At 62.2% G+C, this 15777-nt stretch carries 15 protein-coding genes; 9 read left to right on the top strand and 6 right to left on the bottom strand.

The window, feature by feature from the left end; translation table 11 throughout:
* Positions 1-180 precede the first annotated feature (180 nt).
* From AC0Z5Z_RS10870 to AC0Z5Z_RS10855, 4 genes are all read left to right on the top strand, one after another.
* Entirely contained in the window at positions 181-621 is a 441-nt protein-coding gene (locus AC0Z5Z_RS10870) for a carboxymuconolactone decarboxylase family protein (RefSeq protein WP_016775423.1), read from the top strand.
* Positions 622-873: 252 nt separating this feature from the next.
* On the top strand, positions 874-1365 hold the full coding sequence (locus AC0Z5Z_RS10865) for a sigma-70 family RNA polymerase sigma factor (RefSeq protein ID WP_095182429.1): 492 nt from the start codon (positions 874-876) through the stop codon (positions 1363-1365).
* A gap of 88 nt (positions 1366-1453) precedes the next feature.
* Positions 1454-2437 (top strand): FecR family protein, encoded by a 984-nt coding sequence (locus tag AC0Z5Z_RS10860; RefSeq protein ID WP_485611043.1) that lies wholly within the window; start codon positions 1454-1456, stop codon positions 2435-2437.
* A gap of 98 nt (positions 2438-2535) precedes the next feature.
* Complete coding sequence (locus AC0Z5Z_RS10855; protein WP_310217149.1) at positions 2536-4962, top strand: TonB-dependent siderophore receptor; 2427 nt, start codon at positions 2536-2538, stop codon at positions 4960-4962.
* A gap of 85 nt (positions 4963-5047) precedes the next feature.
* Here the strand turns inward: AC0Z5Z_RS10855 and AC0Z5Z_RS10850 are convergent, their stop codons facing one another.
* Complete coding sequence (locus tag AC0Z5Z_RS10850) at positions 5048-6199, bottom strand: MFS transporter (RefSeq protein WP_150634866.1); 1152 nt, start codon at positions 6197-6199, stop codon at positions 5048-5050.
* A gap of 244 nt (positions 6200-6443) precedes the next feature.
* On the opposite strand from AC0Z5Z_RS10850, the gene AC0Z5Z_RS10845 reads away from it, so the two are divergent.
* A complete protein-coding gene (locus AC0Z5Z_RS10845; RefSeq protein WP_460068228.1) occupies positions 6444-7424 on the top strand; it encodes a diaminopimelate epimerase in 981 nt (326 codons plus the stop codon).
* A gap of 129 nt (positions 7425-7553) precedes the next feature.
* Here AC0Z5Z_RS10845 and codA read toward each other — a convergent pair whose 3' ends face one another.
* From codA to AC0Z5Z_RS10825, 4 genes are all read right to left on the bottom strand, one after another.
* Positions 7554-8789, bottom strand: coding sequence for a cytosine deaminase (gene codA, locus AC0Z5Z_RS10840; protein WP_460068226.1), 1236 nt, complete (start codon positions 8787-8789; stop codon positions 7554-7556).
* Between the two features lie 14 nt (positions 8790-8803).
* On the bottom strand, positions 8804-10075 hold the full coding sequence (gene codB, locus AC0Z5Z_RS10835; RefSeq protein ID WP_423662316.1) for a cytosine permease: 1272 nt from the start codon (positions 10073-10075) through the stop codon (positions 8804-8806).
* Positions 10076-10320: 245 nt separating this feature from the next.
* A complete protein-coding gene (gene queD / locus AC0Z5Z_RS10830; RefSeq protein ID WP_007915588.1) occupies positions 10321-10677 on the bottom strand; it encodes a 6-carboxytetrahydropterin synthase QueD in 357 nt (118 codons plus the stop codon).
* Positions 10678-10762: 85 nt separating this feature from the next.
* Positions 10763-11842 carry a patatin-like phospholipase family protein gene (locus AC0Z5Z_RS10825; protein ID WP_485611042.1) on the bottom strand — a complete coding sequence of 360 codons (1080 nt, stop codon included), beginning with the start codon at positions 11840-11842 and terminating at the stop codon, positions 10763-10765.
* Positions 11843-12132: 290 nt separating this feature from the next.
* Here AC0Z5Z_RS10825 and AC0Z5Z_RS10820 point away from each other — a divergent pair, with 290 nt between their 5' ends.
* Genes AC0Z5Z_RS10820 through AC0Z5Z_RS10805 form a run of 4 tightly spaced genes read left to right on the top strand, consistent with a single transcriptional unit; the run spans position 12133 to position 14734 of the window.
* Positions 12133-12441: a PepSY domain-containing protein gene (locus AC0Z5Z_RS10820; protein WP_016775414.1), complete on the top strand. Its 309-nt coding sequence runs from the start codon at positions 12133-12135 to the stop codon at positions 12439-12441.
* Positions 12441-12752, top strand: coding sequence for a PepSY domain-containing protein (locus AC0Z5Z_RS10815; RefSeq protein ID WP_016775413.1), 312 nt, complete (start codon positions 12441-12443; stop codon positions 12750-12752). Before AC0Z5Z_RS10820 ends, AC0Z5Z_RS10815 begins: the two co-directional genes overlap by 1 nt.
* A gap of 3 nt (positions 12753-12755) precedes the next feature.
* Positions 12756-13424, top strand: a complete 669-nt coding sequence (locus AC0Z5Z_RS10810; RefSeq protein ID WP_016775412.1) for a response regulator transcription factor — start codon at positions 12756-12758, stop codon at positions 13422-13424.
* A complete protein-coding gene (locus AC0Z5Z_RS10805; RefSeq protein ID WP_485611041.1) occupies positions 13421-14734 on the top strand; it encodes a sensor histidine kinase in 1314 nt (437 codons plus the stop codon). Before AC0Z5Z_RS10810 ends, AC0Z5Z_RS10805 begins: the two co-directional genes overlap by 4 nt.
* 203 nt (positions 14735-14937) lie before the next feature.
* Here AC0Z5Z_RS10805 and AC0Z5Z_RS10800 read toward each other — a convergent pair whose 3' ends face one another.
* Positions 14938-15693: a methyl-accepting chemotaxis protein gene (locus AC0Z5Z_RS10800; RefSeq protein ID WP_370593523.1), complete on the bottom strand. Its 756-nt coding sequence runs from the start codon at positions 15691-15693 to the stop codon at positions 14938-14940.
* Between the last annotated feature and the right edge of the window lie 84 nt (positions 15694-15777).

The following is a 15777-nucleotide window of genomic DNA, read 5'->3' as shown; positions in this document are numbered from 1 at the left end:
CCTGATAAAGGGGATTACCTGATATTGGTCTTGCGCACTGAAACCTTGGTGCCCGTCGAGTGACGAGCGGTCAGTCGCCGCGCCAAGTGGCCTACCGTTCTTCTGCAATATTGGCTATTTGCCGAACCACCCCCGGGGACTAACGTAGCCACACATTCAATCGCTACCCCGGAGCCCACCATGCAACCTCGTGCCGATTTCTACACCGCTTCCCCTGATGCCATGAAAGCGATGATGGCGCTGGAAAATGCCGTCTCGAAACTGTCGCTGGAAAAGAGCCTGCTCGAACTGGTCAAGCTGCGCTCTTCACAGATCAACGGCTGCGCATTCTGCATCGACATGCACACCGCCGACGCGATCAAGGACGGCGAAACCCCGCGTCGTCTGTTCGCCGTGACAGCATGGCGGGAAGCGCCGTTCTTCAGCGAGCGTGAACGTGCCGCACTGCTGTGGACCGAGTCGCTGACGCAACTGAGCCTGACCCACGCGCCGGACGAAGACTATGAAGTCGTCGCTGCGCAGTTTTCGCCGAAGGAACTGGTTGACCTGACGGTGGCGATCAACACCATCAACGGCTGGAATCGCCTGGCAGTGGGCTTCCGCAAACTGCCGCAGGCCTGAGACATTCACGCTTTTACCTTGTGGGAGCGAGCCTGCTCGCGAAGGCGACGTGTCAGTCACCATCATCGTTGCTGACATACCGCATTCGCGAGCAGGCTCGCTCCCACAGGGTCCTATTCAATGCCCATCGGAGCTCGGCGTCGTCGGTGCTTGCACCTTGCGCATCAAGAACACCATCACAGCGTGCATTGCTTTGTATTAATACGAAGCATTACTATTCACGCCCCTTTCTCACCACGCCGCCCATCCCCCATGCGCTCCCGCAGATCCGGCTTTTTCGAGCATTACGAAGAGTTGATCGGCACCTGGACTCGTCGCCTGCGCAATCGCGCGCAGGCCGAGGATCTGGCGCACGACACCTTTGTGCGGGTGCTCGAGGCGGATTCGGCGGCGGTGCAGCAGCCGCGTGCGTATTTGCATCAGACCGCACGCAATATCGCCGTTGACGGTTATCGGCGTGAGGACCGGCGGGGCGTCATGGAGTCGGAGGCGGTCGATGACAGTGCATCGTCGGCGGGCGATCCGGAGCATTACATGCACGCGATCCAGTTGGCCGACTCCATCGAACTCGCGCTCACCGAGCTGCCGCTCAACTGCCGCAAGATCTTTGTCTGGCAGAAGATCGAAGGCCTGACGCAGGCAGAAATCGCCGAACGCCTGGGGCTGTCCAAGAACATGGTCGAAAAGTATATGATCCGCACCCTGCGCCATCTGCGTGAGCGGCTGGATGGCTTGCAGTCATGATGACGTGTGACGTCGAAAAGATCGCAGCCTTCGGCAGCTCCTACAGGGGGGCGTGCCTGGTCTCAACCTCAGCCGGACAGAATATTCCATGATGGAGACGAGAGATTGCGCCTGTGGGCAAGCGGCGGTGCGTGACGAGGCGGCGGCATGGTTCGTGCGATTGCAGGAGCCGAATGTCAGCGTCGAGCAACGGCAGCGCTTCGAGGCCTGGCTGAACGAGCATCCGCAGCACCGTGCAGAATTCCAGCTGCTACAGGACTTGTGGGCGGCTGCTGATCTGCTGCCGACGTCGCGTCTGCAGGCCCTTGCCGAAACTCCGCCAGCTCGCCGCCAACGTCGGCCGATGCTGCGTTATGCCGTCGCCGCGAGTGTTCTGGCCGTGGCGCTGGGGCTTGGCCTGTTCAGCGGGCTGAATCATCCAGGCGGTTACCGCGCTGAATTCGCCACGGCGCCGGGCGAGCGCAAACATGTGGCGTTGCCGGACGGTTCGGTGATCGATCTGAACAGTCGCAGCCGCTTGCAGGTGCGTTATGAGCAGGATCGACGGGTGATCGAATTGAGCGCGGGCGAGGCGATGTTCAGCGTTGAACACGACGCCTCGCGTCCGTTTATTGTCGAAGCCGGCAGCGGCAAGGTCACGGTTACCGGCACGCGTTTCGATGTGCGCCGCGATGCCACGCAGACCCGCGTGGCGGTGGAGCAGGGCACGGTGAAGGTACAGGGAAGTGCTGCCCCGGACAACGAGTTCATCAACCTCACCGCAGGCCTCGGCACGGCGGTCGATGCCCAAGGCAAAGTCCTGCCGGCCTACGCGGTCAACCCGGCGCAGCTGACCGCGTGGCGCAACGGCAAACTGGTGTTCAACAACGCCAGCCTCAGCGAAGTAGCGGCAGAAGTATCGCGCTATCGCGACAAGCCGCTGACCGTAACCCAGCCGAACGTAGCCAGCCTGCGCCTGACCAGCGTGTTCAAATCCGACGACACCGACGCCTTGCTCAAAGCCTTGCCGAGCATCCTGCCGGTGACGGTGCGCACCCTTGCCGATGGCAGTCAGGAAATAATTTCCAGATAGCATTCAGGTTTTTTCGCCGTTCATCGTCTTCCTGTTCAACTGCAACTGGTTTGCATTAACAGCCGCACAATCTTGCGATCCACAGGACTCCGTACGACGTGAACATCACCACAACCCACAATAAAAAATCCCCTTGGTTGCCACTGGCTCTCGCGCTGGCAGTCAGCGCCGCGATGCCGTTGGCGTTTGCCGCTGAAGCCATTCATATCCGCGCGCAACCGCTAGGCCAAGCCTTGAGCGAACTGGGCCAGCAAACCTCGCTGCAGGTGTTTTTCAGCCCTGAGCTGGTGGCCGGCAAACAAGCTCCGGCGGTGGACGGCGACCTCGCGCCAGAGCAGGCGCTGCGGCAGTTGCTGCAGGGCAGCGGCCTCGATTATCAGATCAATGAAGGCTCGGTGACGCTCGCCCCGGCCGCCACTTCCGCAGCCAGCAACGGCCCGCTGGAACTGGGTGTGACCGACATCAAAGTGGTCGGCGACTGGCTCGGTGACGCGGACGCTGCGGTGGTGCAGAACCACCCCGGCGCACGCACGGTGATTCGCCGCGAAGCGATGGTCGAGCAGGGCGCGATGAACGTCAGCGACGTGCTCAAGCGCGTGCCTGGCGTGCAGGTGCAGGACTCCAATGGCACCGGCGGCAGTGATATTTCCCTCAACGTCGGCGTGCGCGGTCTGACTTCGCGCCTGTCGCCACGCTCGACTGTTTTGATCGATGGCGTGCCAGCGGCGTTCGCGCCTTACGGCCAGCCGCAACTGTCGATGGCGCCGATTTCCTCGGGCAACCTCGACAGCATCGACGTCGTGCGTGGCGCCGGTTCCGTGCGCTACGGGCCGCAAAACGTCGGCGGCGTGATCAACTTCGTGACCCGCGCGATTCCGGAGAAAACCACCGGCGAAATCGGTACCACCCTGGAAACCACGCAGTACGGCGGCTGGAAACACATTGACACCGCGTTCGTCGGTGGCACCGCCGACAACGGCATGGGCGTCGCGCTGCTGTACTCCGGCGTCAACGGTCACGGTTATCGCGAGCGCAACAACGGCAATGACATCGACGACGTGCTGCTCAAGACGCATTGGGCGCCGACCGATAAGGACGATTTCAGCCTCAACTTCCACTACTACGACGCCAGTGCCGACATGCCGGGTGGCCTGACGCAGCGTCAGTACGACGACAAACCGTACGAATCGGTGCGTGATTACGACCAGTTCACAGGCCGGCGCAAAGACGTGTCGTTCAAGTGGATCCGCCAGATCGACGAGCGCACCCAGGCAGAAATTCTCACCTATTACACCGACAGCTTTCGCGGCAGTACCATCGCCGCGCGCGATCAGCGCACCCTCAGCTCGTACCCGCGTTCCTATTACACCCTGGGCATCGAGCCGCGCGTGTCGCGGGTGTTCGATGTCGGCCCGACCACTCAGGAAGTCAGCGTCGGTTATCGCTATCTGAAAGAGGCCATGCACGAAGAATCGAGTCGTCTGGCGCTGGTCAACAACCAGCCGGTGGTCACGCCGACCTCCGACGGCCATGTGTTCCAGGATCGCACTGGCGGCACCGAGGCCAATTCGGTGTATGTCGACAACAAGATCGACGTCGGCAACTGGACCATCACCCCAGGCATTCGCTTCGAACACATCAGCACCGATTGGCACGACCGCGCCGTGCTCGACACCGCTGGCCGCCCGGTACCGGAGAAAAACCGCAGCATCGAAAGCAATGAGCCGCTGCCGGCGCTGAGCGTGATGTATCACCTGTCCGATGCCTGGAAGCTGTTCGCTAATTACGAAACCTCGTTCGGCAGCCTGCAGTATTTCCAGCTCGGCCAGGGCGGTTCGGGTGACAGCACCGCCAACGGTCTGGAGCCGGAAAAGGCCAAGACCTACGAGATCGGCACGCGTTACAACGATGATGTCTGGGGCGGCGAGGTGACGCTGTTCTACATCGACTTCGATGACGAACTGCAATACATCAGCAACGATGTCGGCTGGACCAACCTCGGCGCGACCAAGCACCAAGGCATTGAAGCCTCGGTGCATTACGACATGGCCGCACTCGACCCGCGCCTCGATGGCCTGACCGCCAACGCCGGGCTCACCTACACCCGCGCCACTTATGAAGGCGAGATCCCCGGCTTCAAGGGTCGCGATCTGCCGTTCTATTCGCGGCAGGTTGCGACAGTCGGTTTGCGTTACGACATCAACCGCTGGACCTGGAACATCGACGGCTTTGCCCAATCGAAACAGCGTTCGCCGGGCACCGGTGTGAATGCGGATGGCAGCTTCAATGGCAACTACATCACCGAAGGCACAGCAGACGGGCAGTACGGCGACATCCCGGGTTACGTGACCTGGAACGTGCGCGGCGGTTATGACTTTGGTCCGCAGGTGTCGAACCTGAAGCTCGGCGCCGGGGTGAAGAACGTCTTCGACAAGCAATACTTCACCCGCTCCAGCGACAACAACTCGGGGATGTATGTCGGCGCACCGCGCACGTTCTTCGTGCAGGCCAGCGTAGGCTTCTGATAGAGCGCGGTGCCTTCTTCGCGAGCAGGCTCGCTCCCACATGGACCACTGAAACCCTGTGGGAGCGAGCCTGCTCGCGAAGCTTTCAGACCTTGAGGACTTTGCCGCCGATCGCCACAGCCACCAGCAACACTGCCATCAATCCAAAGGCAAAACTCAGGCTGCTGGCATGGGCGACAAAACCGATCACCGCTGGCCCGGCAAGAATCCCTGCATAACCCAGCGTGGTAATTGCCGGTACCGCGATGCTTTCCGGCATCACCGTTTGTTTGCCCACCGCCGTGTACAGCACCGGCACGATGTTCGAGCAACCGGCGCCGACCAGCGCATAACCGAGCAGCGCCGCTTGCCAGCTCGGCGCGAAGGTGGCGAGAAACAGTCCCGCCGCCGCCAACAGACCGCCGAACAGAATGATCCGCGTAGCCCCCAGCTTGCGCACTATGCGATCACCCAGCAGACGGCCGACGGTCATGGTCAGGGCAAACGCTGCGTAACCCATTCCCGCATAAGCCGTGTCGATCCCCCGTTCCTGAGCGAGGAACACTGCGCTCCAGTCCAGCGCCGCGCCTTCGGTAAGGAAAACGATGAAGCACATGCCGCCGATAAACAGCACGATGCCATGGGGAATGGCGAACGCCGGGCCGGAGCTTTCGCTGCCGTAGGGCAACATGTGCGGCACGCACTTGAGCAGGGCGCCGATCAGCAACACGACGACGACCAGCATCGCTGCCAGCGGTGTCAGCCCGAGGCCGAGCAGGGCGCTGACACCCGCCGCACCGACGATGCCGCCGAGGCTGAACAGGCCGTGGAACCCCGACATCATGTGCTTGCCGCTGGCGCGCTCGACGATCACTGCTTGCAGGTTCACCGTCGAATCCACCGTGCCGAGACCGGCGCCGAACATGAACAATGTGGCGATCAGCGCCGGGATCGACGACACCGTCGCCAGCAACGGCAGTGCCGCGCAGATCAGCAAGGTGCCGGCGGTGGCCACACGTCGGCAACCAAAACGTGTGGCAAGAATCCCCGCCAGCGGCATCGCCAGAATCGAGCCTACGCCCAGGCACAGCAGCAATAACCCCAGCGTGCCCTCATCCAGCCCGGCCCGCGCCTTGGCATACGGCACCAGCGGCGCCCAGGCGGCGATGCCGAGGCCAGCGATGAAAAAAGCGACGCGGGTGGACATCTGTTGCAGGCGTCCGGGGACGAACGTGTCTTGGGGGTTGAGGCTGGTCATATCGATCCTTGGCAAAAAAACAACTGCATCCCGAGTGACATTCTGGCGGCGTTGAGGTTCGATCTCAGGCCTTTCGGGGCATAACGGTGAACATCCTACCCTGTGGGAGCGAGCCTGCTCGCGAAAGCGGTGGGTCAAATATGGAATTGTCGACTGACGCACCGCCTTCGCGAGCAGGCTCGCTCCCACACTGGTTTGCGGTTTACAGTCGGATTTTCGCCAGCATGGAATATGGGAACAAGGCATGACGACGTTCTACGACGCACGCGGCAATATCTACGGAGTGGTCTCACCCCAAGCCTTGCGCGAGGCCGGAATCGCGTTGCCGACAAGCGCCGACGCCTGCGCCGCATCTCGGCAGCACTGGAGCGAAGCCGCTATCGCCCTGTGCTGCGATTGGCCGGAAGGCCAGCGTCCGGCCAACGGCAAACCCCACCGCAGTGACGGCCTGCTGATCGGCCCGTTTCAGGCATCTGCGCCGTTCGATGTGCTGATCGTCAACACCGACGGCAGTCTCGCCGAGCGCAGCGGTAACGGCCTGACGATTTTTTCTCAGGCATTGACCGAGCAAGGCTTGCTGCCGGAGCAGGGTGCAGTGTTGCGTGTCCATCATGACAAAGGTGAGCCGGTAGCAACCTCGGTGAAACCGGCCGAAGTCGAAGGCGTGCGCGGTTTCTGGCTCGACCTCGGCTGGCCCGTATTCGGCCCGCAAGCCGTCGGGGCGCAGGCAGTCGAGAGCGTTCAAATCAACAATCGCGACGTCAGCCATGTCCAGCCCTTGGCGCAACTCGATCCCGCCTGGACCCATAGTCAATTCGTACGCATCGGCAATCCGCACTGTGTAACGCTGCTCGGCGATGCGTCCGCTTTGCCGAGCAACGAACAGATGAGTGAATCGCCCCTGAACGAGAGGCTGACGGCAATTGCCTATGCCATGCCCACCGGTGCCGGCAATCCCTGCCCGGCGGGCGTCAATCTGCAATGGGCCGCGCTGGCGTCGCCGCAGCAAATCCTCGCCCGGGTATTCGAACGTGGCGAAGGACCAACCGCGTCATCCGGCACCAGCGCCAGTGCGGTCGCGTGTGCCGCGTGGCGGGTGGGTTGGGTCGAGGCGGGAGAAGTGCGGGTGGTCATGCCGGGTGGCACCGCACCGGTTTTGCTTGAGGTTTCGCAAGGGGAATTGCTGCGCGTCAGATTGTTTGGCACGGCGCGGTTGATGGATTGATTCGGCCGACGCCATCGCTGGCAAGCCAGGCTCCCACAGGGTTTTGCATGAGGGCCCAATCATGTGCTCAACACAAAACCTGTGGGAGCCTGGCTTGCCAGCGATGAGGCCATCAGCCCCAGCGCAATCTCAACTGAACTCCACCACCGGCATCTGCCGCTTCATCAACACCTTGCCGCCGCGAATCGAATACAGCGGCAGGCCTTGGCTGCGGATCACTTCGTAGTCGCTGTCCGCCGAGAGAATCAGCAGGTTCGCCGGGCGGCCCTGTTCGAGTCCGTAACGCTCGCCCAGGTGCATGGCTTTGGCGCTGTTGTCGGTGACCAGATCCAGCGCGCTTTGCAGGTTGCGATAACCGAGCATGTGGCAGATGTGCAAACCCGCTTCAAGCACGCGCAGGATGTTGCCGTTACCCAGCGGATACCACGGGTCGACGATCGAATCCTGACCGAAACACACGTTCATGCCGGCTTCGAGCAGTTCGTTGACGCGGGTCACGCCCCGGCGTTTCGGGAAGTTGTCGAAACGTCCTTGCAGATGAATGCTTTCGGTCGGGCAGGAAACAAAGCTGATGCCGGAATGGCCGAGCAGGCGGAACAGTTTGGCGCAGTAGGCATTGTCATAAGAACCCATCGCCGTGGTGTGGCTGGCGGTGACGCGGGCGCCCATGTCGCGGCTGCGTGCTTCTTCGGCAAGCACTTCGAGGAAACGTGAATGCGGATCGTCAGTCTCGTCGCAGTGCACGTCGACCAGGCAGCCGGTACGCTCGGCCAGGTCCATGAGGAACTTCACCGAGCTGACGCCCTGATCGCGGGTGTATTCGAAATGCGGAATGCCGCCGACCACGTCGGCGCCCATGCGGATCGCTTCTTCCATCAGCTCGCGACCGTTGCGGAACGACTCGATGCCTTCCTGCGGGAACGCGACGATTTGCAGATCGATCAGGTGACGGCTTTCCTGGCGCACTTCGAGCATGGCCTTGAGCGCGGTGAGTTGCGGGTCGGTGACGTCGACGTGGGTGCGCACGTGCTGAATGCCGTGGGCGGCCAGGGCCTGAATGGTCTTCTTGGCGCGGGTCTTGGTGTCTTCTTCGGTGATGGTGACTTTGCGCTCGCCCCAGCATTCAATGCCTTCGAACAGCGTGCCGCTCATGTTCCAGCGCGGCTCGCCGGCGGTGAGGGTGGCGTCGAGGTGGATGTGCGGCTCGACGAAGGGCGGCACCACCAGATTGCCGCCGGCATCGAGGTCATCCGCGCCGAGGGTCGGCGCTTCGGTCTGACGGGCGATGCTGTGGATCAGGCCGTCTTCGAGGTGCAATTCGTGCAGGCCTTCCTGGTTGCGCAGGCGGGCGTTGATGATGTGCATCAGGCAAATCCTTTTTATAGGTCTTGTAGTGGTGCGCTGACGCGACGTGCGCCCAGCACACCGGTGACGATGACATACGTTAGCGCGGCAGCGGCAATGCCTACCAGCGGCGCGACCCAGGGCGAGCTGAACGCAGCGACGGTTCCGACCCCGTAGGCCCCGAGGCCCGGCCAGTTGAACGCTGGCAACCGTGCGTCGGCCAGACGCGGATAGTGCCCGCGCCAGCGATAGAAAAAGTCAGCCATGATCACCCCGCCAATCGGCGGAATCACCGTGCCGAGCAGGATGAGATACGGCACCAGCATGTCGTACATGCCCAGCAGGGCGAGCAGAGTGCCGATCACCGCGCCACCGAGGGTCACGGTCTTGCGCCGCCCGGTGCGCAGCAGGTTGCAGCCGGCCACGGCGAAGTTGTAGATGGTGTTGTCCTGAGTGCTCCAGATGTTCAGCAACAGCATGGCCATCGCGGCCATGGCGAAGCCCTGCAACAGCAGCACTTCAACCACATCCGGCTGTTGATAGACGATCGCGCCGTACGCGCCGATCAGCACCATCAGCCCGTTGCCGATGAAAAAACCGATCAGGCTGGCCAGCACCGCGACTTTTGCCGAGCGCGAAAATCGCGTCCAGTTGGTGGCTTGCGTTGCGCCGCTGACGAAGGTGCCGAACACCAGGGTGATCGCTGTCGACCAGTCCAGCGAACCGCTCGGCACCACGCTGAGCAAGCCTTCGAAGCCGCCGACTTTCACGGTCGCTGCCCACATCGACAGCATCAGCAGCAACATCATCGCCGGCACCGCGATGTACGAGAGAATCTCCAGTCCGCGATAACCGATGTACGCCGTAGCGCAGAAGCCGAGGCCGAACAGCACCATCAGGACCAGCACGGTGGTTTCATCGAGATTGAAATACTTGCCGATCACCACCGCCGCCGTCGCCGTGCCCCACGCGTACCAACCAATCTGGGTGAAGCCGAGAATCAGATCGCTGAGCTTGCTGCCGACCTCGCCAAAACAGAAACGCCCCATCAGCACCGAATTGAGGCCGCTCTTGAAGGCGATGTAACCCAGCCCTGCGGCGTAAAGGCCCAGCAGCAGATTGCCAACAATGATCACCACCATCATCTCGGCGAAACCGAACGCAACCCCGAGCTTGCCGCCGGCAAACATGGTCGCAGTGAAAAACGTGAAGCCCAGTAACACCATCGCCGTCGAGGCCAGGCCTTTGCGCGCGTGCATGGGGACTTCACTGAGCGGGTAATCGTTGCCGGAGGCGTTCTGCGTCATGGGGCAGTCCTTGCTGGAAGGGGAAGACGCAGAAGGGTTGCAGCGGTCGTGCCAAGCGGCGCAAGTGACCGAATGTGGAGACGCGACTGGGGTTTTCAGCGCAAAAGCAGTGCACTGAAAGCACCAGGAGCCCAATGTGGGAGCGAGCCTGCTCGCGAATACGGAGTGTCAGTCACCGAATAAATTGACTGGAACGACGCTTTCGCGAGCAGGCTCGCTCCCACAGGGGCGGGGAGATCTGTTGCTTATTCGCCGCGATAGATGCAGCCGCTGGTGCACGTCTCATGAATGCGGATCGCGCTGAGTTCCGGCAACAACGGCTTCATCTCATTCCAGATGAATTTGGCCAGCACTTCGCTGGTCGGGTTTTCCAGGCCAGGAATGTCGTTCAGGTAGTTGTGGTCGAGGCGCTCATACAGCGGCTTGAAAATCGCTTTGATCTCGGAGAAATCGCGAATCCAGCCAGTGTGCGGATCGAGGTCGCCGCTCAGGTGCAGCGCGACCTTGAATGAGTGGCCGTGCAGGCGGCCGCACTTGTGGCCGTCCGGGACGTGCGGCAGGCGGTGGGCGGATTCGAAAGTAAACTCTTTGAAGATTTCCACGGTATTTTCGGCTCTGTTCAGATGGCGTTCGCCGCAGCGATTCGGGCAGGCGGCGAGTTTATCAGCTTGTCTTTGGCCGTGCTGACTAAAGGGTCAGCAAGCGGTCGGCGAGGCGACCGTTGGCCGTCAGCTCGAGGAATTCGTCACCCAGTCGCCGGCTCTCGTCCATCGCCGCGTGCCAGTATTTCTGCCGGCTCGGCGCATCGCCCATAAAGCGTTTGAAGTCATTTCGATCGGGCAGTTTGCCGTAGGGCAGGCGCGCCAGATATTCCTTCGATGGCGCGACCAGCAGCACATCCTGCAGACGCTGCACCGAAGCGCGGCGCCATGGCAGGGTCTTGTCGAACCAGCCGGGAATCACCCGATCGGTGAAGTGCGGATAAAGCACGATGCCGTCGCCGCTGTAGGGCAGGTCGAGGTGGTAGTCGAGCAAACCGCCGTCACGGAACGTACCCGCGCCGGCGCCGGGCAGGTCGCGCACGCCTTCCATGACCATCGGAATCGACCCGGAAGCGAGCAGGGCCTGGCGCAGGTTGCCGGTATTGAGCGCAACGAAACGCGAGGGGAAATCGGTCAAGGCATCAAGCGGCGGCGCCAGGCGTGGATCGTGGATGATCAGCCGCTCAAAGTGTCGCGACAGCCGTGCACGGCCGCGCAGGTTGTCGGCGATCACCGAACCCAGCGCCAGACCGAGGCGTCCGCGATGGTCTTCGGCGAGCCGGCCCTGGCTTTTCACCACCATGATGTTCAAGCGGTAATCGGCGTTCTCGAGGATGCTCGCATCGCGGCCGTCGAGCAGGTCATTGAGCATGCGCTGCGAGCTTTGACTGATCTCGGCCATGCTCACGCCTTTGTTGAAATGCTGCTCGGCGTACAGCTCACCGAGGCGGCGAATGCCTTCGGCGGCGTCCGGCAGGCAGGCGCTGGCGAAGCGCCAGGAACCCACCGAGGCGCCGATCAGCGAACGCTCACGCGGCGCATCCGGCAGCCACTCGCCGAACAACGCCAGATCGAGCCCCTGAATCCCCAACGCCTTCGGCCCACCGGCTGCACCGGGCAGGGTGCCGACGTCCGCGGCGTGTAAACCCTGCGCACGAATGCGCGCCATGGCCCGTGGGCCGGCCTTGAGGGTGAGGGCGGGAAACTTGATGTGGATGGCGGTCATACCGGTCTCGATCGTTAGCAAGCTGGCGATTATAAGCACATGTTGCAGGCCCATGTCGGAGTGAGCCTGCCCCACAAGGGGGGCAGACGCAAACCACTGTGGGAGCAAGCCTGCTCGCGAAAGCGGTGGGTCAGAAACATCGTTGCAGCTGACACTGCGCCTTCGCGAGCAGGCTCGCTCCCACAGGGGAGCTTGCCAGCAATGGGGCACAATGATGGCCATTCAGTTTCAGTTAAGTTGACCTCGCTATGGTGCCCACCGTAAGCAACATATAAGAATTCGGAGACACCATGAAAACCCTGACTGCCCTGACCACTGCCTCGATCCTCGGCCTTGGCGCCAACACTGCGCTGGCGCGCGATCTCGGGCCTGACGAAGCGCTTCGTTTGCGCGACGCTGGTACTATCGTCTCCTTCGAGAAGCTCAACGCCATCGCGCTGGAAAAACACCCCGGTTCGGAAATCACCGAGACCGAGCTGGAGGAAGAGTACGGCAAGTTCATTTACCAGATCGAACTGCGCGACCCGAAAGGGCTGAAGTGGGATCTGGAGTTGAACGCGGTCGATGGTGAAGTGCTCAGGGATCATCAGGATACGTAATGAAGCTGAATAGTCGCGCCACCCGCCTGACGGCGCTGGCGCTGGTGTTGTTGTGCAGTACGGCCATGGCTCGCGACCTCGATCAGGACGAGGCGCTGGCCCTGCGTCGCGATGGTGTGATCCTGCCGCTGGAGCAAGTGCTGCAGCAGGCCATGGATCGCTACCCCGGCGCCAAACTGCTGGAAGTCGAGCTGGAAGAAAAACACGACGTGTACATTTACGAAGTCGAATTGCTGACGGTCGAGGGCGTGGCGCGCGAGCTGCACCTGAAGGCCGATACCGGCGAGTTAGTCAAAGACAAGGAAGATTGATCGATGCGTTTGCTTCTGGTGGAAGACCATGTACCGCTGGCCGACGAATTGCTCGCCGGCCTGCAGCGCCAAGGCTACGCGGTGGATTGGCTGGCCGATGGTCGTGACGCGGTGTATCAGGGCAGCAGCGAGCCCTATGACCTGATCATCCTCGACCTCGGCCTGCCCGGCGTGCCGGGGCTGGACGTGCTGGCGCAGTGGCGCGCGGCCGGTCTGGCGATTCCGGTGCTGATCCTTACCGCGCGCGACTCCTGGGCCGAGCGCATCGAAGGGCTGAAGGCCGGCGCTGACGATTACCTGACCAAACCGTTCCACCCGGAAGAACTGTACCTGCGCATTCAATCGCTGCTGCGCCGCTCCAAGGGCCAGGCCAACCAGCCGACCCTGCAAGCCGCCGGCCTGCATCTGGACGAAGGCCGCCAGTGCGTGGTTCGCGACGGCGCCGACATCCAGCTGACCGCCGCTGAATTCCGCCTGCTGCGCTATTTCATGCTGCATCCCGAGCAGATCCTCTCGAAAAGCCACCTCGCCGAACACCTCTACGACGGTGAGACCGAGCGTGACTCCAACGTCCTCGAAGTCCACGTCAATCACCTGCGGCGCAAGCTCGGCAAAAGCGTGATCGAAACCCGTCGCGGTCAGGGATACCTGTTCGGCGGACAAGCTTCATGAGATCAATCCAGCGCCGTTTGAGCCTGGGTTTGATCAGTGTGATGGTGATCGTCGGTCTGGTACTGGCGCAAACCAGCCTGTGGTTGTTCGAAGTCGGTTTGCAGCGCTACCTCGAAGCCGGCCTGCGCAACGACAGCGAAAGCCTGCTGGTAGCGCTGGTGCGCGGCCCGCAAGGTTTGCAGCTGGATGAGCGGCATCTGTCGCCGGCCTATCAGCGGCCGTTTTCCGGGCACTACTTTCGCATCGATTTCTCCGACAGCCACTGGCGTTCGCGCTCGCTGTGGGATCAGGAACTGCCGCTGCTGCAACACCCGGGGCTGCACAGCAATCTGCAACTTGGCCCGGACGGGCAACGCTTGTTGATATTGCGCTCGGACTATCGACGCCTGGGTCAGTCGATCTCGATCAGCGTCGCCCAGGATTACACGCCGGTCAGCGACAGTTTCCAGCGCATGCGCCAGATCGGCCTCGGTCTGGGGCTGGCGGCGTTGCTGTTGATCCTGTTCCTGCAACGCCTGACCGTACGCCGCGCCCTTAAACCGCTGGAACGCGCGCGCGAGCAGATCGCTCAGTTGCAGCAGGGCCAGCGCTCGCAACTCGACGATCAGGTGCCGGTGGAGCTGGAACCGCTGGTGGCGCAGATCAACCATTTGCTCGCCCACACCGAAGACAGCCTCAAGCGCTCGCGCAATGCCTTGGGCAACCTTGGCCACGCGCTGAAAACCCCGTTGGCGGTGCTGCTCAGCCTGGCCTCCAGCGACAAGCTCGATGACCATCCCGAGCTGCGCAGGATCCTCAAGGAACAACTGGAGCAGGTGCAGCAGCGCCTCAATCGCGAACTCAATCGCGCGCGGTTGTCGGGGGATGCGCTGCCCGGCGCGTTGTTCGATTGCGATGCCGAGCTGCCAGGGTTGCTGGCGACCTTGAACATGATTCACGGCGAGCATCTGGCCTTGAGCTACGTCGCACCGCCGGGTTTGCAACTGCCGTGGGACCGCGAGGACTTGCTCGAACTGCTCGGTAACCTGCTCGACAACGCCTGCAAATGGGCCGATGCCGAGGTGCGCTTGAGTGTGATCGAAAGGTCTGACGGCTTTGCCCTGAGCGTGGAAGATGATGGGCCAGGGATTCCCGAAGAGCAGCGCACTCAGGTGTTCAGCCGTGGCACGCGGCTGGATGAGCAGACCCACGGGCATGGGCTCGGCCTTGGGATCGTGCGGGATATTGTCGAAACGTGGGGTGGCTTGCTGGTGCTGGGCGAAAGCGAGTGGGGCGGGTTGAAAGTGGTGATTGAACTGCCTCGGCGGTGAGCCCCTGAAAAGCCCCTCACCCTAACCCTCTCCCAGAGGGAGAGGGGACTGATTGTGTTGTTCTTGAGAGATTCACCCACTTGAAATCCGAGTCGAACTCAGGACTTGAATGGCATGAAGATCGGCTCCCTTTCCCCCTCGCCCCCTTGGGGGGAGAGGGCTGGGGTGAGGGGGGATTGGAACTGACACCCCGCACTTGTGCATCAAACGCGAAACTGATCCATCAACCGCTGTTGCTGATTCGCCAGGCTGTTGAGCGACTGGCTCACGCGCGCCGATTCATTGGCCTGCCCGGACAGCGACTCGGTCACATCGCGAATCGTCGCCACGTTGTTGTTGATCTCCTCAGCCACTGCGCTCTGCTCTTCGGCGGCACTGGCGATTTGCAGGTTCATGTCGCTGATCACCGTCACCGCATCGCCGATCTGCCGCAGCGCCGTCACCGCTTGACCAACCTGCTCGACACTGCCCTGGGCCTGACGATGGCTGTTGCCCATCGCACCGACCACTTCCTGCGTGCCGTTCTGCAATTGCTCGATGACCTGGCGGGTTTCCTCCACCGACTCCTGAGTGCGGCGCGCGAGGTTGCGCACTTCATCGGCGACCACAGCAAAACCGCGTCCGGCTTCACCGGCACGGGCGGCTTCGATGGCGGCGTTGAGTGCGAGCAGGTTGGTCTGCTCGGCGATGGCGCGGATGGTTTCCAGCACCGTGCCGATTTTCTCGCTGTTGGCGGCCAGGCCCTCGACCTGAACCATCGCGGCGCTCATGTCGGCGGCGAGGGTGTCGATGCTCGCGGTGGTGTGGTCGATCACGGTCAGACCCTGGCGGGTGGCGCGGTCGGCGTCTTTGGCTGCTTCGGCGGCCTGGGCGGCACTGCGCGCGACGTCCTGGGCGGTGGCGCTCATTTCGTGGGACGCGGTGGCGACCTGATCGACCTGGCGATATTGCTGCTCCATGCCGGCGCTGGTCTGAGTGGCGATGGCCGAGGACTGGTCGGCAGTGTTGCGCGCGTCCTGCACCGAGCGTTTTACCTCGGCAAT

Source organism: Pseudomonas sp. 1L-E-NC-VB-C3 (assembly GCF_057291535.1).
The sequence above is the reverse complement of the archived record's forward strand: the minus strand, read 5'-3'. Positions and strand labels throughout refer to the sequence as shown.

Coding starts and splice junctions, on each gene's coding strand:
- AC0Z5Z_RS10870 (WP_016775423.1), top strand. CDS start 181: ATGCAACCTCGTGCCGATTTCTACACCGCTTCCCCTGATGCCATGAAA.
- AC0Z5Z_RS10865 (WP_095182429.1), top strand. CDS start 874: ATGCGCTCCCGCAGATCCGGCTTTTTCGAGCATTACGAAGAGTTGATC.
- AC0Z5Z_RS10860 (WP_485611043.1), top strand. CDS start 1,454: ATGATGGAGACGAGAGATTGCGCCTGTGGGCAAGCGGCGGTGCGTGAC.
- AC0Z5Z_RS10850 (WP_150634866.1), bottom strand. CDS start 6,199: ATGACCAGCCTCAACCCCCAAGACACGTTCGTCCCCGGACGCCTGCAA.
- AC0Z5Z_RS10845 (WP_460068228.1), top strand. CDS start 6,444: ATGACGACGTTCTACGACGCACGCGGCAATATCTACGGAGTGGTCTCA.
- codA (WP_460068226.1), bottom strand. CDS start 8,789: ATGCACATCATCAACGCCCGCCTGCGCAACCAGGAAGGCCTGCACGAA.
- codB (WP_423662316.1), bottom strand. CDS start 10,075: ATGACGCAGAACGCCTCCGGCAACGATTACCCGCTCAGTGAAGTCCCC.
- AC0Z5Z_RS10825 (WP_485611042.1), bottom strand. CDS start 11,842: ATGACCGCCATCCACATCAAGTTTCCCGCCCTCACCCTCAAGGCCGGC.
- AC0Z5Z_RS10820 (WP_016775414.1), top strand. CDS start 12,133: ATGAAAACCCTGACTGCCCTGACCACTGCCTCGATCCTCGGCCTTGGC.
- AC0Z5Z_RS10815 (WP_016775413.1), top strand. CDS start 12,441: ATGAAGCTGAATAGTCGCGCCACCCGCCTGACGGCGCTGGCGCTGGTG.
- AC0Z5Z_RS10810 (WP_016775412.1), top strand. CDS start 12,756: ATGCGTTTGCTTCTGGTGGAAGACCATGTACCGCTGGCCGACGAATTG.
- AC0Z5Z_RS10805 (WP_485611041.1), top strand. CDS start 13,421: ATGAGATCAATCCAGCGCCGTTTGAGCCTGGGTTTGATCAGTGTGATG.
- AC0Z5Z_RS10800 (WP_370593523.1), bottom strand. CDS start 15,693: ATGGAGCAGCAATATCGCCAGGTCGATCAGGTCGCCACCGCGTCCCAC.